The organism is Verrucomicrobiia bacterium (assembly GCA_035946615.1).
Taxonomy (GTDB): Bacteria; Verrucomicrobiota; Verrucomicrobiia; order Limisphaerales; family UBA8199; genus DASYZB01.
This window is the reverse complement of sequence record DASYZB010000052.1, coordinates 1-22554: the sequence shown is the minus strand read 5'-3', so window position 1 is coordinate 22554 and position 22554 is coordinate 1. Positions and strand designations below refer to the sequence as shown.

General features: G+C 59.3%; 17 protein-coding genes. 9 read left to right on the top strand and 8 right to left on the bottom strand.

Annotation, left to right across the window (positions count from 1 at the left end):
- Positions 1 to 659: 659 nt before the first annotated feature.
- The gene (locus VG146_08500) at positions 660 to 2180 is read left to right on the top strand and encodes a tetratricopeptide repeat protein (GenBank protein ID HEV2392389.1); all 1521 of its coding nucleotides are present in this window, start codon (positions 660 to 662) and stop codon (positions 2178 to 2180) included.
- 1 nt (position 2181) lies between these two features.
- Here VG146_08500 and VG146_08495 read toward each other — a convergent pair whose 3' ends face one another.
- The 3 genes from VG146_08495 to VG146_08485 form a co-directional block, all read right to left on the bottom strand.
- Complete coding sequence (locus VG146_08495; GenBank protein HEV2392388.1) at positions 2182 to 2559, bottom strand: glycogen-binding domain-containing protein; 378 nt, start codon at positions 2557 to 2559, stop codon at positions 2182 to 2184.
- Positions 2560 to 2722: 163 nt separating this feature from the next.
- Positions 2723 to 4273 (bottom strand): UbiD family decarboxylase, encoded by a 1551-nt coding sequence (locus VG146_08490; protein ID HEV2392387.1) that lies wholly within the window; start codon positions 4271 to 4273, stop codon positions 2723 to 2725.
- 51 nt (positions 4274 to 4324) lie between these two features.
- Entirely contained in the window at positions 4325 to 5176 is an 852-nt protein-coding gene (locus tag VG146_08485) for a hypothetical protein (protein HEV2392386.1), read from the bottom strand.
- A gap of 134 nt (positions 5177 to 5310) precedes the next feature.
- On the opposite strand from VG146_08485, the gene VG146_08480 reads away from it, so the two are divergent.
- The 4 genes from VG146_08480 (at position 5311) to VG146_08465 (ending at position 10731) form a co-directional block, all read left to right on the top strand.
- On the top strand, positions 5311 to 6087 hold the full coding sequence (locus tag VG146_08480; GenBank protein HEV2392385.1) for an SDR family oxidoreductase: 777 nt from the start codon (positions 5311 to 5313) through the stop codon (positions 6085 to 6087).
- Positions 6088 to 6333: 246 nt separating this feature from the next.
- Entirely contained in the window at positions 6334 to 7134 is an 801-nt protein-coding gene (locus VG146_08475) for a hypothetical protein (GenBank protein ID HEV2392384.1), read from the top strand.
- A gap of 17 nt (positions 7135 to 7151) precedes the next feature.
- Positions 7152 to 8141, top strand: a complete 990-nt coding sequence (locus VG146_08470; GenBank protein ID HEV2392383.1) for a zinc-binding alcohol dehydrogenase family protein — start codon at positions 7152 to 7154, stop codon at positions 8139 to 8141.
- A gap of 160 nt (positions 8142 to 8301) precedes the next feature.
- A complete protein-coding gene (locus VG146_08465) occupies positions 8302 to 10731 on the top strand; it encodes a ComEC/Rec2 family competence protein (protein ID HEV2392382.1) in 2430 nt (809 codons plus the stop codon).
- Positions 10732 to 10799: 68 nt separating this feature from the next.
- Here VG146_08465 and VG146_08460 read toward each other — a convergent pair whose 3' ends face one another.
- Both VG146_08460 and VG146_08455 read right to left on the bottom strand, forming a co-directional pair.
- Entirely contained in the window at positions 10800 to 11738 is a 939-nt protein-coding gene (locus tag VG146_08460) for a GDP-L-fucose synthase (GenBank protein ID HEV2392381.1), read from the bottom strand.
- A 95-nt stretch (positions 11739 to 11833) separates the two neighbouring features.
- The gene (locus tag VG146_08455) at positions 11834 to 12448 is read right to left on the bottom strand and encodes a LysM peptidoglycan-binding domain-containing protein (protein ID HEV2392380.1); all 615 of its coding nucleotides are present in this window, start codon (positions 12446 to 12448) and stop codon (positions 11834 to 11836) included.
- A 96-nt stretch (positions 12449 to 12544) separates the two neighbouring features.
- On the opposite strand from VG146_08455, the gene prmC reads away from it, so the two are divergent.
- The 4 genes from prmC to VG146_08435 all read left to right on the top strand — a co-directional run bounded on the left by prmC (position 12545) and on the right by VG146_08435 (position 15884).
- Complete coding sequence (prmC, locus tag VG146_08450; GenBank protein HEV2392379.1) at positions 12545 to 13420, top strand: peptide chain release factor N(5)-glutamine methyltransferase; 876 nt, start codon at positions 12545 to 12547, stop codon at positions 13418 to 13420.
- A complete protein-coding gene (gene murA, locus VG146_08445; GenBank protein ID HEV2392378.1) occupies positions 13401 to 14663 on the top strand; it encodes a UDP-N-acetylglucosamine 1-carboxyvinyltransferase in 1263 nt (420 codons plus the stop codon). Before prmC ends, murA begins: the two co-directional genes overlap by 20 nt.
- Positions 14660 to 15064, top strand: coding sequence for a hypothetical protein (locus VG146_08440; GenBank protein ID HEV2392377.1), 405 nt, complete (start codon positions 14660 to 14662; stop codon positions 15062 to 15064). Before murA ends, VG146_08440 begins: the two co-directional genes overlap by 4 nt.
- A gap of 298 nt (positions 15065 to 15362) precedes the next feature.
- Positions 15363 to 15884: a hypothetical protein gene (locus VG146_08435; protein HEV2392376.1), complete on the top strand. Its 522-nt coding sequence runs from the start codon at positions 15363 to 15365 to the stop codon at positions 15882 to 15884.
- Here VG146_08435 and VG146_08430 read toward each other — a convergent pair.
- The 3 genes from VG146_08430 to VG146_08420 all read right to left on the bottom strand — a co-directional run.
- Complete coding sequence (locus VG146_08430; GenBank protein ID HEV2392375.1) at positions 15847 to 19452, bottom strand: excinuclease ABC subunit UvrA; 3606 nt, start codon at positions 19450 to 19452, stop codon at positions 15847 to 15849. The two genes, VG146_08435 and VG146_08430, sit on opposite strands and share 38 nt — an antisense overlap.
- Before the next feature lie 575 nt (positions 19453 to 20027).
- Entirely contained in the window at positions 20028 to 21062 is a 1035-nt protein-coding gene (locus VG146_08425; GenBank protein ID HEV2392374.1) for a hypothetical protein, read from the bottom strand.
- A gap of 271 nt (positions 21063 to 21333) precedes the next feature.
- On the bottom strand, positions 21334 to 22554 hold a 1221-nt coding region (locus VG146_08420; protein HEV2392373.1), incomplete at its 5' end, for a Fic family protein.

Sequence of the window (22554 nt, the reverse complement as noted above, 5' to 3'; positions counted from 1 at the left end):
CGTTCAATGATTAGAATCTCCTTCCGCGCAACTGAATTATTGCCTTCACAACAAACCTGTAAACCCGCGGGCGAGCTTCTTCAATCAAATAGTGTGTCGGAACCTGGCGCCGCCGCTAAATCGGGGCTATTTCCCCAGCATCTTGGCCACGATAAAAATCAGAATGGCTCCGCCAAGGCCGCCGCCCAGCAGTAAATAAAGGATGGAAAAACCGATGGCCCCAAACATTGGAATGAACAGCATCATAATTGTCGGTAGCTCGCTGGCGGTTTTGCCAACAGCTCCTGGACACAAGCTCAATCGCAACGTGGTCCAAAGCCATGGGGTGTTTTGCTGGAAAGCTTTGGCACTTGTAAGGCATGAAGAATGTTGAACCTCGGAGGCGCGGAGATACGGAGGGCGGCAACCGGTTATCCGCGTTATCGCGGACAGGTCCAATTGAGACAGTTGTCCCCAGAACTGGTGACTGGCAGGGGACAGGGGCTGGGGTATGGTATGGGCGTGTGGACGATGCAAAAACGCAGTAATCAGGCCGTGTGTGGCTGATAGGCGCATGTCTGCGGCGCCGCATCGGGCGATGATTTAGTGCTGTTCTCGTTGTCGTGATGTGCTTTGAGGCCGGGTGAAAAGCCCGGCCTTTTAGTTTCCAGCCCAGCCGCATGCTTGCGCGCCTCTTCCAGGTTTTGACGTTGCTGCTTTCCACGTGCGCTACGACCGCGTTCGCAGCGGCTGGAGACGATTTTACGCTCCTGGAGCACGGCTGGTTTGAGGCGCGCACGATTTATTTTCACACCTATAGTTGCGGCCCAACTCAGGAAGTGGCCAAGCTGGCCGGACGCCTGGAGCAGTTCCGGGAAACCTATGCTACCCTGGCCGGGACGCAGGCGGTTGCCTCCCCGCCCATCATCGTGCTGGCCTTCCCGGACCACGCATCGCTAAAGCCCTTTTTGCAACTTTACCATGGGCAACCGGCCAATCTGGCTGGGTTCTTTAGCCGGGGCAGTGACGAGAATCTCATTGTATTGTCGCTGGCCGACACCGCCGAGGGTTCGCTCCAAACCATCTTTCACGAATTTGCGCACTTGCTGTTCCGCCGCAATGAGCAAGTCTGGCCTTTATGGCTCAAGGAGGGGATGGCTGACATTTATTCGACGTTCGAGGTGGCGGGGCCGCATAGGGCCCGGATTGGCAAGCCACCCGAGCTTTATTTGCGTCTTTTGGAAAGGCAGCCCCTGATGTCCCTCGAAAAGCTATTCGCGGTGAACCATGATTCGCCAGAATACAACGAGCGGGAGAAGCAAGGGATGTTTTATGCCGAATCGTGGTTATTGACGCATTACTTGATGATCGGCGACAAGGGGGCGCACCGAACGCGTTTCGGCGCCCTGACACGCCTGCTCGCGGCCGGGGAGGCGCCGAAGGCCGCATTTGTGAACGCTCTGGGGAGTCCCTTGCCGGTGATGGAGAAGGCGCTACGGGATTACCTGGACCGCGCCAGTTTCGAGCCGCTCACATTAGCCGTTCACGCCGATTTGCTCGCCCCCCAGCCGCTGGCGATGCGACGCCTTTCACCCGTTGAGACCTGTTTTCGTCTCGGGGACGAACTGTTGCGTGTGGGCCGATTCGAGGAGGCTGAGGCCTATTTTCAACATGCGGAAAGGCTGGCGCCGGCTGGCCCGCTTGGGGTTGAGGGGCTTGGCCTGCTGGCTGCCGAGCGCGGCCAACACGCCGAGGCAATGCGTTATCTTGAGCAGGCCATCCGGCTCGGTTCGCAAAGTTACCTGGCACATTTTGCTTATGCCCGCGAGAAGTTCCGCCTCACTGCCAAGGCGCCGGACACCTACGGGCGCCTCGAAAAAGAACGGGCGTCCGAGATTGAGGCTGAGTTGGAGAAGTCTCTGGCTTTGATGCCCAATTTTGGCCCAGCGCATCACTTGCTGGGTTTTGTTCAAATGTTGCAAGGGGAAGACCTCGGGGCAGCCGAGAAACATCTCGAACGCGCGATTCAACTCGAACCGGAGAACCCGGCTTACCTGCTGGCGCTGGCGCAGGCGGAATTATTTCAACGTCAGCCTGCAGCCGCGCGGCAGACCTTGGAATTGCTGTGCCGGCCTTATGTCGATGAGCAGTTACAGGCCCAGGCGCGGCGCTTGATCGAATCGGTGAAGGGTGAGGAATAGATTACTTGGTCTGGGCAAAGAGCATCATAACGCGCGGCCCTTTATCAGTCCTTACCTGGTAGCGTTCCTCGTCGGGGCCATGCGGCACGGCCAGGCCATCGCAAGTTTTGTCGTAGGTGGGATGGCCATCAACCAGGAGCATGTAATGATGCGTCCGGTTGCCCTGAATGTGGTGGAGCGTCACGTGCCAGGCATCCAGAACGCCATCCCGCGCCAGCGGCACCTTCTGCCAATGAGTGAACGAGCCAACGACCTCGACACAGGCAGGGTCATGAGTCTGCCCATTGGGCAGGCGCCAGCGAAAGACCTTGGAAAAAGTCAGCCGCCGCTCCTGGGTTTCCTGCCGCAGAGGCGATGCCGCTCCGGCTTCTTTGCGCATTAGCAGCCCGCCTTTTGGCGCGGGCTTCCGACCAAATAAACCGCCAAATGTTTCAAACACAGATGGCCAGTCTAGCACTCTCGCCGAGCGGTTCAAGAACCCATTATGAACTTGCGAAACTTTTTAAATACCATTTCTTCCATGGGCACTAAACCCCCGCGCTCTAACCTGCGAACTTCCTGCGCACTTCCTCAGCCATTTTGATCAGCGGAGGCCAGCCCCTGTGATGACCCTCCCCTGGCAATTTATGGGTGGCGTCGATCCCCATCTTGGCGCCCACCGCCAGGTGCGTCGTGGCGTGGTCGAGCACGTCGGCCGGCCCTTTGGTGAAGATGGTGTCGCGCTGGGGATCGGTATTGGCGCAGAGCCGGAACAGGACCTCGCTGGTGTTGTGAACATCCACGTCCGCGTCCACCACGATGATGTATTTGGTGAACATCATCTGGCCCATGCCCCAAAGGCCATGCATGATCTTATAAGCCTGCATTGGGTACGTCTTGCGGATGCTGACGAAAACCAGGTTGTGAAACACACCCTCAGCCGGCAACGCCAAATCCACCAGCTCCGGGAAGTTCATTTTGAATACAGGCAAAAAAAGGGCCACCGAGGCGCTGCCGATATAGAAATCCTCCATCGGCGGCATGCCCACAATGGTGGCAGGATAGACAGCTTCCTTCCGATGCGTGACGGCGGTGATGTGGAATACAGGGTAAGGCTCAGCTAAACTGTAATAGCCTGTGTGGTCGCCAAAGGGCCCTTCTTCGCGCGACGGCTCTTTGGGATCGACGTAACCCTCGATGACGATGTCGGCATTGGCGGGCACTTCCAGGTCGTTGGTCTCACATTTGACCAACTCGACGGCTTGTTTGCGCAGATACCCGGCCAGGAGGAACTCATCCAATCCATCCGGCAGCGGCGCGGTGGCGCAGAAGGTGAAGACCGGATCGCCGCCCAGGAATACCGATACCGGCATGCGGGCGCCGGTCTGGTAATAACGCCGCCCATGCCGGGCGCCGACCTTTTGCAACTGCCAGTGCATGCCCGTGGTGCGTTCATCATAGACCTGCATGCGGTACATCCCCACGTTGCGCTCGCCCGAATCCGGGTCGCGGGTCACCACGCAAGGCAGAGTGATGAAGCGGCCTCCGTCCAAAGGCCAGCACTTTTGAATCGGCAGGTTGAGCAGGGTGGGCAGGGCAGTCTGGCAATTTTTCCGCTCCGCAAGAGGCCCGGAGCTTAGACCGTCGTGTGGCCGCAACGCCGGGGCCGTGGGCCAGGGCTCCAGCCGTTGCGGCGGCGCATCGAATTTTCGAACCACTTCTTTGCAGGAGCCACTGCGCGCGAGTTTGGGTTTTGCATGCCGCAGTTCAAAAGCTGTGCCCAACAATTTAAGCGCTTCACGAAATCCAGTGGGTGGTTTGGCCTTGAGCAACGACCCCAGCTCGTTGGCCACCTGCTCGATCGATTCAACCCCCAGGCTCATGGCCATTCGCTTGGCCGACCCCAGCGTGTTGATGGCCAGTGGAAAGGGAGAAACCTGCCCATTGACCGTTGGTTTTTCGAACAGAAGCGCCTGGCCGCCGCCCGGTTTCTTCATCTCGCCATCTGCCAGTTGGGTGATTTCCAGCTCTGTGGCGATGGGCTGGGCGATGCGCTTCAACTCGCCCGCCGTTTCGAGGCGGCTCAGGAATTCAGCAAAGGCATTGAAAGCCATGTGGCCGCAGGCTAGCAGAGCCCAAGCCGATTTCACCACTTTTCAGAGCGCTCACAGGCGCAACCGCGGACCGCTCGACCACAGAAATCCTTTCAATAAGTACAGTTCCAAGGCAAATGGGAGGTAGCCGCCATAGCCCAGCAGCGGCATCTCGAATATGTGCAGAAACTGAGCGCCCGGCGTGTAATAAGTCCATTTCGGACAGGAATAATAATTCCACATCTCCCAAAAGAATCCGCAAATCAGCGCCCCCGCCGAGAGGGCCACCACGGGCCGCCAGTCTCCCTGCTGGAGCCCTTGCAGCAGATGCGGGCGGCCCAGCCAGCAATTCAGCGGTTCGAGAATCAGCGCCAGCGACGACCATACAAAGGGATAACAATAACGCGGCCAAACCAGGGTTAAACCCAACATCACCGCCCCGCACAGGAACAGTCCCAGGTTGAGTCCGGCCCGCTGAGGCACCACCGGTCCAGCGGCAAACCGTTCAACCCAGCGGTATGTCCGCGCCAATTCCGCCGTTTCAAACACCGCCGGCATTACCGTGGAAAAACATATCGTGCACAGCGCGAAATATTCGACATCTGTAAACGCTTCGCTGCCGCGGTATTTCCAGTTGCCGGTTCGCTGGTTGATGAGTTCAAAAATCCACCAAACTGGGGCCGACGCCACAAACAGGAGAACAAAATCCCGATGTGAGCGCGTCCAAAGCGAGCCGCCAGTGCGGCTCAAGACCATCGCATCGACCATGAGGATATACCCAAGCCAAAGCGGGAAGAACAGATACGCGGTGCGCATGCCGGGCAAGACCCAGTTAAGCGGCCAGCAGACCGTTACCAGCAGCAACCCCGCCCACCAGTGGCTCACCCAGAAAATCGAGCGCCTGGCTGGAGTGGTCTCTTTCATCGGAGCAAATTTTGAACAGCCGCCCGATTATTGCAAGAGCCGGGACCGGGTTCTTGCAACCGGCTCGCTTGGACTCTTGCAATTGGCTGGGGTCGGTCCAGATTTTGGGCGATGCGCAAGGACTCCATCCGACAATGAATCAAACAAAACAATGCGCGCTGATCACGGGAGCGTCCGCTGGAATCGGGCGCGAACTCGCGCAGGTCTTTGCGCGTGAGGGTTTCAGCCTCGTCCTGACGGCGCGCAATCTCGAGCGCTTGAATCAACTCGCCGCCGAGTTGCGCCCCCGCCATGACATGGATGTCCGCGTGCTCTCACAGGACCTCAGCCAGCCCGATGCCGCTCAACAGATTTTCGACCAACTCCGCGACACGCCCGTCGATGTGCTGGTCAACAATGCAGGCTTTGGAAGCTACGGCCCGTTTGCTCAGAGCGATCTTACCCTCCAGACGGATATGATGCAGGTCAACATGGTTGCCCTGGTTCAACTGACCCGGCTCTTCCTCGAGCCCATGCTCCAACGCCGCAGTGGGCGAATCCTCAACCTCGCTTCGACCGCCGCCTTCCAACCCGGACCGATGGTGAATGTCTATTATGCCAGCAAGGCCTTTGTTTATTCGTTCTCCTATGCATTGGCTGACGAACTGGACGGCGCCGGCATCACGGTGACCGCTCTTTGCCCGGGCTTGACCCGAACCGAGTTTTTAGCCCGAGCTCATATGAATCTGCACACCGGTTGGGCCGCCATGGACCCCGCGACAGTTGCCGAAATCGGTTATCGGGGATTAATGCGCGGCCAGCGCGTCGTTATCCCTGGCCTCCTGAACCGGATTACATCGTTTCTGTCCAGGCGCATGCCACCTCGGCTCACCTCAGCGGTGGTTAGAAGAATTCATAGCGCTGAGGGCTAAAAGCCGCAGTGTCCTTGGCCAAGACCCTCGAAGACCGGGCGAGACGCCCGTTTAACCCGCCGGCGAGGACGCCTGCCCTACTGGCTGGTCAATGGCCCTGCAAGAATCGCCGCGCGATGAACAGCGATGAACGGTTTTGGTTTACAATTGATTGCTTCCACGTTTCAATCGTGTACGCGATACATGAAACGAGCGATGAGACCCCCCTGTAGTGGACCGGAATGGCCGCAAAAGAGCATGGAGAAAGTGAAAACTGCGCTGCTTTTGCTTTTGACGGCACTCGTGGCATTGGTCAGCGGCTGCTCGCATTCGTCTGAAACGGAGGTCAGCAATCCAGGCTATATTGGGATTATTTCCATTCAACCACCGCCCTTCCTTACCGGGCCGGCGGGGGCGCTGCTGACCAATGCAAGCGGGTATAGCGCTGTCATCGAGACGCAAGCAGATTCACTGTCCGCTCGGCCAGGGGCCAGGACGGGGCAGCTCTTATGCCGTGGTTCCAAGCTTTTGTTTGCCCCGGACCCGAATGAACCGACTGGCAAACGCGGCGGCACAGGGGGGCTGTTGTTCATCTGGGACGTGGCGCAGGGCAAGGGCTACGTAGTGAGTGAGGCGCTTCAAGGGTACGCTCCCGCCTCATTGGGCACGCAAGTGACCAATGTCATTGCGCATCCCGAGCAAGTCTCACCCCAAACGGTCTCTGGCCATTCCTGCGCGGTCGAGCAGGACGTGGTGCAGATGAGCGACGGCGCCACGGCTGGGTTCCAGGCCTGGCGCGCCACGGACCTGAACGGGGTGGCCCTGCGCATCAGCGGCGTGACCAATTCGGTCTCGATCCTGCTCACTCTTTCCAAAGCGCGCATCGAGATGCCCGGAGCCGACCTGTTTTTGCCCCCGGATGGTTTTACCCAATATAGCAGCCCCGAAGCCTTGGCCGACGAATTGGTCGCGCGAAAGCGCAACCTCAGGCGCAAAGGCCCGGTTGAAGAGATCCCCTTTACGCCCATGAATCCGGGGGTCGTCCCAGGAACCGGCGGTCCCTACTAGAGCATGCTTGCCTTCTTATGCGCGCTTGGTTGTTGGATAAGTTTGCCGGAACCGATTCGTTGCGTCTGGCCGACGTGCCCCAACCCGTGGCCCAACCACACGAGGTCGTGCTCGAGCTTCGTTACGCCGCGTTAAACCCTGCCGACCGCTACCTGGCCGAGCGGCAATATCCGGCCCAGCCGCTTCTGCCGCATATTCTCGGCCGCGACGGGTTGGGCGTGGTCAGGCAATTAGGCAACCAGGTCAGCGGCCTTGGTCCCGGTGATCGCCGGGCCATTTTGCGCGGCGAAGTGGGAGTGACACGGCCTGGGACGTTTGCTCAACGGGTGGCTGTGCCGGTGGAGAATCTCGTGGAGGCCCCTTCCGAATGGACCGAGCAGGAAAGCGCCGGAGCGACGCTGGTTTATTTAACGGCTTATCAGGCGCTGACGATGTGGGGTCCGTTTCCAGCTAAATCAGTTGTGTTGGTAACGGGGGCCTCTGGTGGGGTGGGTGTGGCAGCCGTGCAGCTTGCAGTGGCGATGGGTTATGAGGTCATCGCCCTATCACGCAGCGCCGAAAAGGGGCGGCGGCTCGAACAACTCGGCGCGCGCGCGGTTTTTAATCCGGCCGATTCGCGATGGCGCGCGGCGCTCGAAGAGGGATTCCGTCCACGCCGGGTTGACTTGGCCATCGATAATATCGGGGGAAAGCTTTTGCCGGAGGTCATTGATACTTTGGGAGATTTGGGCAAGGTCAGCCTGGTGGGGCGGCTGGCGGGGCCAGTGCCCAACTTTAATACCGCTACACTTTTTTTCAGGCGGTTGCGCTTGGGCGGTGTGGCGGTGGGCGCTTACACCAATGCCGAGAGTCGCGCGGCCTGGCATGAGGTCCTGCGCTTGCTGGCCCGGACGGGAGCCCGCCCGCTGGTCGATAGTGTGTTTCCTTTCGAGCAAATCCAGAGGGCCTTTGCGCGTCTGGCCGAGGGTCCTATGGGCAAGGTGCTGTTGGAGGTTGCGAAGGATTAGAATCGCTTGACTTTCCCGTTGAGCCTTCCGAGGCTGGCCTGCCTTTGTCAGAAGGGCGCCTTTTATGGGAACCGATGCCAGCAGCGAGGCCCCCGCCTCATGTCCCGCCCGGCCAGAGACGGTTTCCCCACGCGTTGGCGAATCTGGCGTCCGCCCATTTTTGAAACGTCCGCTCGCCGTCATCTCACTCGTCTATGGTGCGGGTTTGATTTCAGGCGAGTATGCGCGCCCGCCATTAATTGTTTTGCTAGGGGCGAGTCTTGCGTTGTTGATATGTGCCCTGCTGTGGCGAGCTGCCCGGCCCTGGTTGCTTTGGCCGCTGCTTTTCTGGATAGGGTTGACCAACCTCGTTTGCCGCAGTGCAATCGTTTCGCCCATCGATCTACGCCTAAGCCAAGGCGACCAGCCGGCAATCGTCTCTATCCGCGGCGCCCTTTGTGCCACACCCACCGAACGCATTTATGTTCAAGACGAAAAGGTTTCCTCCCGTTCATTGGCCCGCATCCAGGTTTCTGAATGTTGTCCTCTCCGCAAGGGCTGGCAACCGGCCAGTGGAGAAATCCTGGTCGTGACTCCAGGTGAGTTGCCGGCTGGTTTTTTCGCCAGCCAAAGGGTTGAGGTGGCCGGTGTGCTCGCTCCGCCGCCTGGCCCGGTCGCCGAAGGTCTTTTCGATTACCGCGCCTACCTGAGGCATAAAGGCATTTATTACCAACTCAAAACGGATTCGGCGGACGATTGGCGCCTGCTCTCGAGTGGCCGCATCCCACCCTTGAGTGATCGGTTCATCGCCTGGGCGCGACGGACCCTGGCCCGCGACTTGCCCCAGGAAGATGAGGCCCTTCACCTGCTTTGGGCCATGACCCTCGGTTGGACCGGGATGCCCAATGACTTTTACGAGCCCTTCATGCGCTCGGGAACCATGCACATTTTTGCTATCAGCGGCCTGCACATTGCCCTGATAGCAGGGCTCCTGGTCAGCCTCTTGCGCGCGCTGCGGGTCCCGCGGTTCTGGTGCGGCTGGCTCGTGATTCCGCTCATTTGGTTTTATACCGGGGCAACCGGATGGCAGCCCTCGGCTATCCGCTCGGTCATTATGATGACGCTCATCATCGGCGGCTGGGCACTGTCCCGCCCGACGGACCTCATCAACTCACTGGCAGCCGCCGCTTTTATTATTCTTGTTTGGGACCCGCATCAGCTCTTTGGCGCGAGTTTCCAGCTTTCCTTTTTCGTGGTGTTGTCCCTTGGCTTGCTGGCGCCACCCATCGAGCGCGTCCGCGACCGCTGGCTCAGGCACGACCCGCTGCTGCCCGAGCAACTGGTCCCTGGCTGGAAACGCGGGGCACACAAATCTCTGCGTTGGCTCACCACATCACTGGCCGTTTCCGTGGCCGCCTGGTTGGGGTCCCTTCCCTTGACAGCTAATTATTTTCACTTGTTCAGCCCGGTTACCCTTCTGGCCAACCTGGTCATCGTCCCGCTGAGCAGTTGCGCCCTGGCCTGCAACATGGGCAGCCTGCTTTGCGCCCCGTGGTTCCCCTGGGCGAGCCAATTATTCAACCACAGCGCCTGGTTCTGGATGTCCTCGATGATCTGGATGAGCAACTGGTCCACAGCGCTGCCCAGCGCTTATCTCTATGTGCCTGCATTCTCATGGCCGGGCTTGACCCTCTACTATCTCGCCCTGTCCGGCGCCCTGGGGGGCTGGTGGCTGGCGGCTAAACGCCGTTATTGGTTTCTGGCGGCCCTGGCGTTCCTGGCGGGCGCCACCATTTGGCATTGGCAAATTGCTCGCCGCTGCGACACGCTCAGCATTCTTCCAGTCAACGGTGGTTTCACCGTCTTTGCCCGAGGCCAAAATCAGACCGAGCCGTTGCTCATCGACTGCGGCACCACGAATTCCGTCCAGTTCACAATGAAACCGTTCCTTCGCGCCTGCGGTGTCAACCGCCTGCCTGCTCTCGCCTTGACTCATGGCGACATCCGCCACATCGGCGGCGCCCAATTGCTCGCCGAGCTCTTCCGGGTCCAAACCATCTTTGCCAGCCCCATCCGGTTCCGGTCGGCGGTGTACCGGCGGACCATCGCCGCTTTCAGTGAAAACCCCCGGATGGTGCGGACCCTGACTCGAAATGATTTGGCTGGCTCGTGGACCGTCCTGCACCCGCGCGGCGACGACCATTTCCCCCAGGCCGACGATAACGCGCTGGTTCTGGACGGCTCTTTCCATGGCACGCGCGTTCTGCTGCTCTCGGACCTTGGCCGCGCCGGCCAGGACGCCCTCGTCGAAAGAACACCGGATTTGCGCGCCGACATCTTGGTAGCCGGATTGCCTTCTGGCACGGAAGCATTGAGCGAATCATTCCTCGACACAGTCCGCCCCAAGGTCATCATTGTCGCCGACTCTGAATTCCCCGCCTCCGAACGCGCCAGCACGACACTCCGGGAGCGGTTGGGGCGGAGAAAAGCCACGGTCATCTACACGCGGTTTGCGGGCGCAGTGACACTCGAATGCCGCCACACCGGCTGGGACCTGCGCGCGATGAACGGCGCGCGCCTGTCATTTCAATTCCGGCCTGCGCCGCCATAGCCCATTGCATTACCCATTCAAAGCGTTACTGCCGGCGCGCGAGTTCCAATTCTCTTCTTTCCTTCTCGTTATCTTAGTTCTGCCTTTTTCTGCAAAAAATCCTGATACGCCATCCGGACGCCCGCTTCGAGTTCGATCTCGGGCATCCAGCCCATCCCGAACAATCTCGAACTATCCATCAACTTCCTCGGTGTTCCATCCGGCTTTGAGGTGTCCCACTGGATTTCCCCCTCGAACCCCACCACACGCTGCACCAGCGCCGCCAGTTGCGCTATGGTTAGTTCCTTGCCGGACCCCACATTGATGAACTCCTCCTGGCTATAGTTCTCCATCAGAAACACACACGCCCGGCCCAGGTCATCCGCGTGCAAGAACTCCCGCAGCGGAGTCCCCGTTCCCCAGCACGTCACAGTCCTTGCGCCAGAAACTTTGGCTTCATGAAACCGCCGTATCAGGCCCGGCAACACGTGCGAGCCTTCCGGGTCATAATTATCGTTGGGCCCGTACAGATTGGTCGGCATAGCGCTGATGAAATCGCTTCCGTATTGGCGACGATAGGCCTGGCAGAGCTTGATGCCGGCTATCTTGGCGACGGCATACCACTCGTTGGTCGGCTCCAGCGGCCCTGTCAGCAGCGATTCCTCCCTCAGCGGCTGCGGCGCCAGCCTCGGATAAATGCACGAACTTCCCAAAAACAACAGCTTCTTTACCCCAGCCCGATACGCCCCCTCGATGACGTTGTTTTGTATCTCGAGATTCTCATACAAGAACTCAGCGGGATGCCGCGCGTTGGCCAGAATGCCTCCCACTTTGGCCGCCGCCACAAACACATACTCGGGCCGTTCTGCCTCATAAAAACGCCTCACTGCCCCCTGGTCCAGCAGGTCCAACTCTCCATGGGTCCGGCCCGCCAAATTGGTAAACCCCTGGCGGCTTAACTCGCGCCAGACCGCGCTGCCCACCATCCCGCGGTGCCCCGCCACATACACCCGCGCTGTCCGCTCCAGTTTCATTCCCCAAAACCGCTTCTATCGCCTCAAAGCCGCTTTGCAGTAAAATGAAGCAAAAGCATAAAGGCAGAAATGAAACTGAAGGAATCCAATTAATTCTTAACTTCCGTGTTCGCGGCTTCCTTGGTCTGCGGCGCCGGGATAAAAATCTTTTGTCCCACCCGCAACCGCTCCGGTTTCAAGCCCGGGTTGGCTTTGAGGATTTGCTCCATGCTCACCTTGATATTGTTGTCGCGGTATGCCTGCGCGATGTTCGAGAGGGTATCCTTGCTCTTGACCACATACTCATAACCATTCTCAGGGCGGGCCGGCTTGTCTGTCGCGCTGGGTTCGGCGCTCGAGGAGGCTCCCATCCTTTTGGGCAGCGGCGCGGCGGCAAGGTTCCGGCCCAGCTTCAACAACTCGGCGCGAATCTTGTCGTAATCCTCAAGCCGTTTGCGATCAATCTCTTTGACTGCCTCGGTCAGGCTCTTGACGTCCTCCTGCGAGGCATAATTGCCGGCCGGTTTGCTGGCCTGATCGCGCAGGTCCGAGAGTTCTTTGCGCAGTTCATCGAACTGTTTCTGCAAGGCCTCTTGTCTGGCCTGGATATCGTCGAGCTGCCCGCTGAGGCGGTTCAACCGCTCGGCGGTCGCCGCGTCTTGCCCTCGCGCAACCGGCGCCACGCACAGGGCTGCGCTGACCAACAAAAAGGAAATGGTTTTCATGACTCGACCATAGGAGCCTCGCCCCGCAACTTCAAGGTTGAAAGAGGCGGTATGGATTATTCTTTGAAGCGCACAGCAGAACCTTAGATTATCCCAGTGACCGTTCTGGAAGCCATCCAACGAAGCACTCAATTTTTGAACGACAAAGGAGTCGAGAACGCCCGCCTTCAGGCCGAACTGCTCCTGGCCCATCTCCTGCGGGTGCCACGCATGCGCCTCTACTTGAATTTTGAGCGCGCTCTCTCCTCGGCCGAGATCGATTCGTTGCGCGCATGGATACAACGGCGCGGCCAACGCGAACCCCTCCAGTACATCATTGGCTCGACCTCCTTCTGCGGCCTGGAACTCGCCGTCAATCCTGACGCCCTTATCCCCCGGCCCGAAACCGAGTTGCTGGCCGAGCAAGGCTGGATCTTTTTAAATGGCGAGCCCTCTGCCTCCTTCCGTTCCGCGCTGGATTTTGGCACCGGCGCCGGCTGCCTGGCCATTGCTCTGGCGGCGAAGTGTCCGGCAGCCCGGATTCAAGCTCTTGATATTTCGCCAAAGGCCCTCGAATTGGCCAGGCAAAATGCCACCCACCTGGGTGTTGCCGAACGCATCCTTTTCATTCAAGGCGACGGATTGGAGGCCCTGCCAGACGACTCGCGATTCGATCTCATTATCACCAACCCACCCTATATCCCCACTGCCGAGATACAAAAGCTCGAGCCTGAAGTCCGCGATCATGAGCCAAGGCAGGCCCTTGACGGCGGACCCGACGGCCTGGATTTTTTCCGCCGCCTGGCAGCCCAAGCCGGCCTTTTCCTCAAACCAGGAGGGAAACTCATGGCTGAATTTGGCGACGGCCAGGCTCAACCCCTGGCTGAGCTCTTTGAGCAGCAAAACTGGATTGTCGAATCCGCTCTCACTGACTATACTCAACGACCGAGAATCATAATTTTGCGCGCCGAACATGGAAAGCCTCTTGATTAAAGGCGGCGTCCCGCTTCATGGCGAAGTCACCATCAGCGGCGCTAAAAATGCCGTCCTGCCTATCATGGCAGCCACCCTCCTGACCAGCGAACCGTGCGTCATCCGCCGTGTCCCCAATCTCAGCGACGTCCGGTTCATGGGCCAAATCCTCTCCTGGCTCGGCGCCGAGGTCCATTTCGAGAATGGCGCCGTCCGGGTCCGCGCCAAAAAAATCAAAGGCGCAGGCGATTACGATCTGATCCGTAAAATGCGCGGTTCCATTTGCATTATGGGCCCGCTCCTGGCCCGCCTTCATAAGGCGACTGTCTCCTTGCCGGGGGGCTGTGTGATCGGCGCGCGCCCCATTAACCTGCATCTCAAGGGCTTTGAAGCCCTCGGCGCGCGCGTCGTCATTGAAGCCGGTTACGTCCACGCCAGCGCCAAACGTCTCATCGGCTCAGCCGTCTTCCTGGGTGGCCGCGCCGGCTCAACCGTCCTGGGCACCGCCAACGTCATGATGGCCGCCGTCCTCGCCGAGGGCGTTACCATCATCGAGAGCGCCGCCTGCGAACCCGAGGTGGTGGACTTGGCCTGTTTCCTGAACGCCATGGGCGCAAAGATTACCGGCGCGGGGAGCCCAACTCTCACGATTACCGGCGTCAAGGCACTCCATGGCGCCCAACACGACGTCATCCCAGACCGAATCGAGGCCGCTACTTACGCTATCGCCGCCACAGCCACCCATGGTGAGGTCACCCTGCGCGGCGCGCGCGCCGAGCACATGCGCGCCGTGCTGGACAAACTCCATGACGCGGGCGCCAGGATCGAACGCAGCAGCGACGGGGTGAGCATCCGCCGCAACGGCAAACTCAAACCCGTCGATATTACGACTCTGCCCTACTCGGGGTTTCCCACGGATGTCCAGGCGCAAATGATGGCACTGATGGCCCTGACCCCCGGCATCAGCATCATCACCGAACGCATTTTCGAGTCCCGGTTCATGCACGTCAGCGAACTGGCCCGTTTGGGGGCCGATATTGAAATTGAAGGCCCCAGTGCGATTGTTAAAGGTGGCAAACCCCTCAGTGGCGCGCCCGTGATGGCAAGTGACCTGCGCGCCTCGGCGGCCCTGGTAATCGCAGGCCTAGCCGCCCGCGGCACAACGCAAGTCAACCGCGTCTATCATATTGATCGCGGTTACGAGAACATCGATGGGAAGCTGCGCCATTTGGGGGCGCGCATCGAACGAGTCGAAGAATCATGACCAAAGTTATCACAGTTGCAATCATTGCCGTCTGCCTTTGGGGCGGTTGGCAATTGTTCTTTTATTGGGAAAAAGTTCAGAACGACCAGGAAAACGAGAAGAAGCAGGCCCTCTCTCAAAGCCAGGTGGGCGAGCGCCTCCCGGGAATGCCATGGCAATTGGACCAAAGCCTCCAGGCCGCCCAAAGCCATGGGGCCGCGGCCTTGAAGAACTGGCTCAAAACCTACGGCCCCAATATTCAGGACCCGCGCAAGGCCTGGATCGAACTGGATTACTGCGTCATGGTTTCCAGCGAGGACCCCGCCGAAGCCAGGCGGGTTTTTGCCGAAGTCAAAGCCCGCACCCCGACGACTTCCCCGGTCTGGCCGCGCATCCAACGGTTGGAAAAAACCTACCAATAGATAAGACGCCTTGGCCCAAAGCGCCGGCACATCGCCGAGGGGGCCCACCAGGGATTGAGAGACCGGGCGCACGACAGGTTTTTTCAGGCTATGCGACTCTCATTAACACCCCGCTTTCAGCGGGGTGCTGGCGAGTCCGAGGGGCAAGGAAACCGTTTTTCAACCGTTTCACCCGCGTTGCGCCGCCGGGTCACCCCGCTGATGCCCCCCCCACGCCCCAAAAGTAAAAACTTTTTCCTGGTGTTCTTCGCCGCCATTGGATATCCTGCCAACGCATTCAGCAAACAAAAGGCCGCTTATGGATGTCATCTTTAACTGTCCAAAATGCGAACAGGAGTTGGCGGTCGATAGCTCAGGGGCAGGCACACAAATCCAATGCCCTGCCTGTGGCGAATCGATTATTATTCCCAGTGCCGATGATAGTATCCATATTCGGGGTATCCCGTTGCCTAATAATCGGCCCGAAGCGCGCGTCGAAGGTCTCCCGGCCAACCCCATCGCCTCCTCGGCGGCGGCAAAGGTCGAGATGCACCTGCGGGTGCCTTCCAATAAGGCCTCCGAGAGCTTGATTGCCAAACCACTGCCTCCCATGGAGGTCGCCGCAAAAGAAACCGATAAGAAAATCCGCACCAAAACCATTCGTCACACCGACTGCGTCGAGGTGGGCCACGATAAATTCGATGAAGTGGTTTCGGGCTTTTTGGCAAGAGTCGGTGAAAGCAATATCATTAGCATCAATACGCTCAACTACAGCTTCCTGGACATCGGCACGCAAAAACTCCTCACCGATTTCGGAGTGCTGATAGTCTATCGCGGGTAGGAGGCAGCACCTCTCGAAGGGCCGCCCCAGTGTGACTGGATGGGACCCCGATAATCTCCTCGGGGGTGCCTTGCGCAATCAATTGCCCGCCTAAATCGCCCGCGTCCGGACCCAGGTCCAGAATCCAATCGGCCGATTTTATCACGTCCAGGTTGTGTTCAATGACCAGCACCGAATGCCCGCAATCCACCAGTCTTTGAAAAACTTTCAACAGGACCCGCACATCCTCGAAGTGCAGACCGGTGGTAGGCTCATCAAATAGGAACAAGGTGGGGCGCTCGGTTGCGCCCTTTTCATTTGACTCGCGCCTCGCCCGTTGCGGATTGCCTGACGCCAATTCCGAAGCGCATTCTGCCGTTTTGGGCGAACCTTTTGCGCGGGCGCTAAGGGGAGTCACAGCGGCTTCGGCCAGGTGCCTGACCAATTTCAGACGCTGGCTTTCGCCCCCGGATAGCGTATTGATAGGCTGGCCAACTTGAAGGTAACCCAAACCGACCTCGCGAAGCAGGTTCAGGCTGGCGACCGCCCGCCGGGCATGCCTGGATTCGCAAAACCCGCCCAGGAACTCAATGGCCTCCTCGACGGTGAGTTCGAGCAGGTCGGCAATCGAGAGCGCCCGTCCTTTGCGGGTGCTACGCCGCATCGAGACCTCGGGCCGGCCATTCCCAGGCCCTTTAGAAAGAGGAGCCGTGGGTTTGGGAGCAATTTTGACCTCCTGGATATGCGAACGGTACCGGCGGCCATTGCAAGCCGCGCAACGGATGAAGACATCGCTCAGGAACTGCATCTCGATCTTCTCGAAACCGGCTCCTCGGCATCGCTCGCATTGCCCCTGACTCGAATTGAAACTGAAAGCGCTGGCGCCAAGTCCCCGCTGTCGGGCCAGCTCGGACTGGGCGTAAAACTCGCGGATGTCATCAAAGGCCCCGATGTACACGGCGGGATTAGAGCGCGGCGTTTTGGCGAGTATTGACTGATCGACAAGGATGACGCGTCCCAAGTCCTCCCATCCCCGCACCCGCGGGATGCTTCCGGCAGAAGCGCCAGGCAACGAGGCCTCGTCTGTCTCTTCTTCCCCTTCCACCCGCTCAGAGGCCTTGACCTCTTGCGGGCCTGCTTTTAACTCGGCTTCCAAAGCGGGCAGCAAGACTTCGCGCACGAGGGTGGTTTTGCCCGAACCGCTCACGCCGGTGACGCACACCAATCGCCCCAGCGGTATGCGCACGGTCAAATCCTTGAGATTGTGTTTCGTGGCGTGCTCGAGGACCAGCAGGGCAGAGCTCGGGCAGCCGCCGAGCCTGTTTTCCGATTCATCCAAACTCTGGCCGTAGCCGTGCGGGGCGCGACGCTCCTGGGCGGCAAAGGATTTCATTTTATCGCGCAGAACCATCGGTTCAGATTCTCTCCATTGCATCCGGCGCGCCGTCTGGCTTGCGAGTGGCTGGACGCGGCGGCGCTGAGGAATCTCTATCTGCCTGCGCCCGCTGAGGTATTGCCCGGTGAGGGATGCGGCGGATTGCAGGATTCTGCAATATGGGCCCTGGAAAACAACATTCCCGCCTGTGGCGCCGTGGCCGGGGCCAAGGTCGATGATGTGATTGGCGGCGCGCATCACGCTCGCTTCGTGTTCCACGACCACAACCGTGTTGCCGGCATCTCGCAACTGCTGCAAAACACGCACCAACCGTTCGATGTCGCGCGGGTGCAACCCCACGCTGGGCTCATCCAGCACAAAGAGCGTATTGACCAAACGCGTCCCCAGGCAGGTTGTCAGATTCACTCGCTCGGTCTCGCCGCCTGAAAGCGAGCGAGTTGGCCGCTCCAGTGTCAAATAGCCCAACCCGACCTCTTCGAGATAGCTCAGGCGCGCACGCGCCTCAGTAAAGACCACGCCCAGCGGGTCAGGCGCTTCGACCCGCCGCCCTTGAGCCTGCTGCTCGAGAAAATGCAGGGCGTCCCGGATTGGGAGTTGGTAAAAATCAGCCAGAGTCAGCCCCGTTTTGGAAACAGCGGCTCTTGGCCGCAGAGAACCGCGATTCTCCTTTGCCTTGAATTCGGGTTCGAGCAAGGCCGCGTCGTTGCTGCGTCCAACGACATAAAGCAAGGTTTCCGGCTGGAAACGCTTTCCATGACAATCGGGGCACGGGGTATAGGCCCGATACCGCGAGAGCAGCACGCGCATGTGCATCTTGTAAGACTTTGATTCCAGCCACCGGAAGTAGCCTTTGACGCCATACCAGGCCTTGGGCCACTCGTGCCCCGAGTCCTTGCCGTAACCAGGTTCGCCGTTGATGACAAAGTCCTTCCACTTTTTTGGCAAATTCTCAAAAGGGACATCTGTGGGAATCCCAAAACGACGGCACATGCGCAGCAAATCGGTTTGGCACTCGGCGCTTTTTCCGGTGTGCCACGGCTTAACCACCCCTTGGGCCAGCGTTTTCGAGTGGTCCGGCATCGCCCGCTCATAGTCGATGCTAATCACGCGGCCAAAGCCGCGGCAGGTCGGACAGGCCCCCACTGGATGATTGAAGCTGAACAGAGCAGGAGTTGGCTCGTGATACTCGATATTGCACTGGGCGCAATGCAGGCGGTTGGAAAAACGGCGGGTTGGTGTTCCGTGACTCGAGTCCACCGGGCGCACGGCAAGTTGGCCTTTGCCAAAATGATAGGCCTGCTCGCAAGCTTCAATAAACCGGGCGCGGCCCGATTCGGTCAGGCGCACACGGTCCTGAATGACTGTCAGAGAGGCGGGCGCTGCGCCGGCACGGCTGCCCAAAACCCGGCTCAGGCCGTTTTCTGTTCCCATGGACGCCAATTCCTCCAGACGCATCATTTTTTCCCCCACCAGGAGCCGCTGGTATCCTTGTTTTGAAACCAGGTCGAGTGATTCCTGGAATGAAAGCTTCTCTGAGAGGGGCAGATCAAACGTGATGAGAACCTCGCCTGCGGTTGAATTTTGCCCTCCCTTGGTCTCGCTGGGCAGGGTTCGGACTACAGAGGAGTCCGCCGCATGCCCTGCAACCGTAACCCGCCGATGCTTCTCCCAATCCCCTTCCGAAGGGGAGAGGGTCGGGGAGAGGGGTCCCTTTATGGGTAGTCCCTCCCACGGTCCTCCCGCTAACCCGGCCTTGCTAAAGGTTTCCCAGATTTGCTGCGGGGAGTCCTTCCGCACGGGGCGCCCGCATTGGCGGCAATGCAATTGCGCAATATGCGGCCAGAGCATTTTCATGTAATCGCAAATCTCGGTCATCGTGCCCACTGTCGAGCGGGTCGTTTTGACCGAATTGCGCTGCTCGATTGCGATAGCGGGGGGAATCCCTTCGATGCTGTCCACCTGCGGTTTGTCCATCCGATCGAAGAACTGCCGCGCGTAAGGGGAGAAGGTTTCGATATAACGTCGTTGCCCCTCGGCAAACAGAGTGTCGAACGCAAGCGAACTCTTGCCTGACCCGCTCAAACCAGTGATGACAATCAACTGGTTGAGCGGCAGGTCCAGGTCGAAATTCTTCAGGTTATTGTGCCGGACGCCTCGAAGGCGAATTGCAGACCGCGCGGACGACTTCAACATTTAAAAACCACCCTAAGGCCAGGCGGAACGAAGCGCAAGCGGGAGGCGCTAGCCGTGGGCCTCGGCCCCCATCCCCCGCATCCCAGTGCACGTCGTGCTTGCGAAGCAAAGGCCGAAGTTCATCCTGAAAGCTCGCGCAAGGAAGGTGGGCGTTCTTTGGTTGAAAAAACAGATGGATGTAAACCGCAGAGAGTGATTGCGGCACAGGATTTAGTTGGATTCTAAAGGGGGCACAACTCCTTTGGAGTTGAGGCCGATGCACTTAGATTACCCAGGGTAGCTCGTTTCCTCGCAACCCTGATACCCTTTCGGGATTTTCGGCGACTACACGACGCGGCATGTGATGGGCTCGATTCGGTGGTCCGACCCCATCCCCCCTGTCGCTCGCGCCAACGGAGGCCTTCCTGGCCCGTAAAACCTCCTCTCGGAGCGCTCACCATAGTTTTACAGGCGCACCGCGTAGCGGTGCCGTGCCGGTAGTTTGCCAGTCTCGGAGGGATTCTCAAGGGGAGGCAGTGTTGTGGGGATTTATGGTTACCGGGAGTTACCGTGGGTTACCGTAAGCTACCGTACGGTTACTGTGGGTTACCGTCAGATGCTGTTTGAGAGACGTTCGAGGGACGTTCGGAGGGGGCAAGGGGCTGCTGGGGTTCGGGCTGCGGTTTTGACGCTAAGGCGCGCCGGCTCATCTCGTGTTCGAGCATTTCGCCGAAGGTCGGGCCGGGAGGGCAATAGGGCATCTGTTCACGAGGAGGGAGGTCATTCCGATGGGGAACATTGTCCTCACGGGCGGACTTGGCGAGCCCTTCGGCGGAAGCGATTTCGCGGAGGACGTCGATTTCGCTGGCCTGTTCATGGCGCAGATTGGGGATGGAGTTGCGGATGCTGGCACGCTTGGCTGTTTGATAGCGTTGTTGTTGGAGCTCGTTGAGCCGGACAGAGCATTTGTCGAGGGCGTCGATGACCTTGGCGTATTTGTTGGGGTCGGCGAGAAGGGGGGCGGCGGTTTGAGGGTTCATCAGGAGGGAGGTCAACTGGGTGGAGGCGACCTGGAGGCCGACTTCGGGGAGTTGCTGGGCATCGTGCTGGCGGAGGTAATCGTCGAGGTGGTCCTGGAGATGAGCGAGGCGGAGCTGGTTGTCCTGCTGGACGCACCATTCGTTGTAACCGCCGCGGGTGCGCCAGTTGGAGATATTGCGTTCGGTGACGGTGATTCCGCGGTCGGAGAGAGCCCAGACGATTTTGGCGTAGGGAATGTGGTTGTGGAGGAGTTTATTGACCATGTCGCGTTCGAGTTTGGGCAAGCGAGCGATTTTGCCGTTGCGCAGGCGTTGAGGGAGGAGTGCGCCGAGGGCGGGCGGGGCGGAGATGAGGGCGGCGGGATTGACGGCGGGCGAGGGTGGGGCCTGGGGTTGAACCGGCTCGACGGTGCGGCGCTGGATGAGAGCGCGTTCCTCTTTGACCCGGAGGGAGCGGTTGCCGAGGAGGTTCTGCAGGTCTGCGGGGACCGCGCAGTCCGGGACAGGTTCGGCGTCGAGAACGGTGAGGTTGTGGTTGTTGTTGTTGTCGGGCTGTGAGCCGATGTTGATCGATGATGATGAATTTAGCATATGCGAACAGGATAAAGAGGGGCGGAAGACCTGGAAATCGTGGGGATTTGGAGGGTAGTTGGATTGATGGTTTAAAGGGTGAGGAAGGGTAGTGCGTAACATCCTTGTAATGAAGGAGTTTGACGCTAATCGGCGCTGATGGGGAGGGAGGCGCACTCGGCTGCGCAAGCCGGTGCGGTTCAATTTTGCGAGAGGGTTATAAGCTGGGCAGGGTTGTGGAAGCGAGAGGAAAAGGAAGTGGAGCGTCCAAGCGCGCTGCCGGCGCTACAGCCTACTCGACGAGATGTGATTCTTTGATCACCTGCTGCATTTGCGCCACCTCTTCATCGGTGAGCATGTCGAAGTGGTTTTTCCGTTTAGCGGCAGAGAGGACGCCCTTGTTCTGGACACAGAGGCGGATGAACAGATCAAGCAGGCGGTCCGGCATATCCACGATGGCCTGAATGGCGGATTTGGCGGTGTCGTAGTTGCGGAGGAAATCGAGCTCCTGCACGAGGTCGGTTTCGATGACACGCTCGACGAACAGAAAGAGGGCTTCGGTTTGCGCGGTCATGTCGATGAAGCGGTAGCGCAGCGCGGTCTCGTTGTGAACCGTCATGCGGCCCTGGTAGTCGAGCTTGTATTCGACGAGGGGAAGCAGCGGGACGGAGAAGTGTTCAAGGGCCGCGTCGTAGGCCTCCTTGTCCTGGAGCATGGCGGCGGAAACGGGGAATATGGCCCCGGGCGGCGTGAAGCCTGCTCTGGCCAGGATGTTGTGGATGAGGAAGCGGTGGATTCGACCATTGCCGTCCTCGAAGGGATGCATGTAAACGAAACCGAAGGCGACGGTAGCGGCGTGGATAACAGCCTGGATTTTGCCAGCCTCCATCCGGCGGTGTGCCGCGAACATCCCCTCCATGAGTGCGGCGAGGTCGGCCGGTTTGGGTGAGACGAAGTGAACTATCTCCCTGTGGGATGCGGATTCGCCGACGTAGTTCTGGGATTGGCGGTAGTCCGGCTCGCGAAAACGTTCGTCTGCGATTCGATTTTGGAGATCGATCAGTTCCGGTTTGGCGAAAAAGTCCTTCTTCTCGGCGGAGGCGAGGAGCGCGATGAAACGTTCGGTACGTGAGGCATCGAGGGTGACATTCTCGATCTCGAAGGAAGATTTGGTCTCTTTCGTGTAGAGGTAGCTCAGGGCTCGCCGCATGATGTCGCGGGGGTAGCCCTCGAGAAGCTGCCGGCACCTGCGCGAGAGGTTCTTTTTCTCAAACTCAGCAAGCTTTGCGGTGCGGCGAACAGTGGGGGAGAACCGGGCGTCGCCGAGCAGGTTGTCGTTGACGCGCTGCCTGCGCACCTGGACTGGGGCGGTGGTGTAGTATTCATCCGCTTCGAGCAGGTCAACGTAGTTGGCGGTGGTGAGGTCGTCGATGGGAAGGCGTTTGCCGGTGAGCAGTTCGAAGAGATACCAGAGGCGCCGGGCGTACTTGCCAGTGGGTTTCGAGCGGATATA

Bases quoted from the DNA above. Each gene is read 5' to 3' on its own strand.
- VG146_08500 (HEV2392389.1), top strand. From the start codon at position 660: ATGCTTGCGCGCCTCTTCCAGGTTTTGACGTTGCTGCTTTCCACGTGC.
- VG146_08480 (HEV2392385.1), top strand. From the start codon at position 5,311: ATGAATCAAACAAAACAATGCGCGCTGATCACGGGAGCGTCCGCTGGA.
- VG146_08430 (HEV2392375.1), bottom strand. From the start codon at position 19,452: ATGTTGAAGTCGTCCGCGCGGTCTGCAATTCGCCTTCGAGGCGTCCGG.
- VG146_08485 (HEV2392386.1), bottom strand. From the start codon at position 5,176: ATGAAAGAGACCACTCCAGCCAGGCGCTCGATTTTCTGGGTGAGCCAC.
- VG146_08490 (HEV2392387.1), bottom strand. From the start codon at position 4,273: ATGGCTTTCAATGCCTTTGCTGAATTCCTGAGCCGCCTCGAAACGGCG.
- VG146_08470 (HEV2392383.1), top strand. From the start codon at position 7,152: ATGCGCGCTTGGTTGTTGGATAAGTTTGCCGGAACCGATTCGTTGCGT.
- murA (HEV2392378.1), top strand. From the start codon at position 13,401: ATGGAAAGCCTCTTGATTAAAGGCGGCGTCCCGCTTCATGGCGAAGTC.
- VG146_08425 (HEV2392374.1), bottom strand. From the start codon at position 21,062: ATGCTAAATTCATCATCATCGATCAACATCGGCTCACAGCCCGACAAC.
- VG146_08440 (HEV2392377.1), top strand. From the start codon at position 14,660: ATGACCAAAGTTATCACAGTTGCAATCATTGCCGTCTGCCTTTGGGGC.
- VG146_08495 (HEV2392388.1), bottom strand. From the start codon at position 2,559: ATGCGCAAAGAAGCCGGAGCGGCATCGCCTCTGCGGCAGGAAACCCAG.
- VG146_08455 (HEV2392380.1), bottom strand. From the start codon at position 12,448: ATGAAAACCATTTCCTTTTTGTTGGTCAGCGCAGCCCTGTGCGTGGCG.
- VG146_08435 (HEV2392376.1), top strand. From the start codon at position 15,363: ATGGATGTCATCTTTAACTGTCCAAAATGCGAACAGGAGTTGGCGGTC.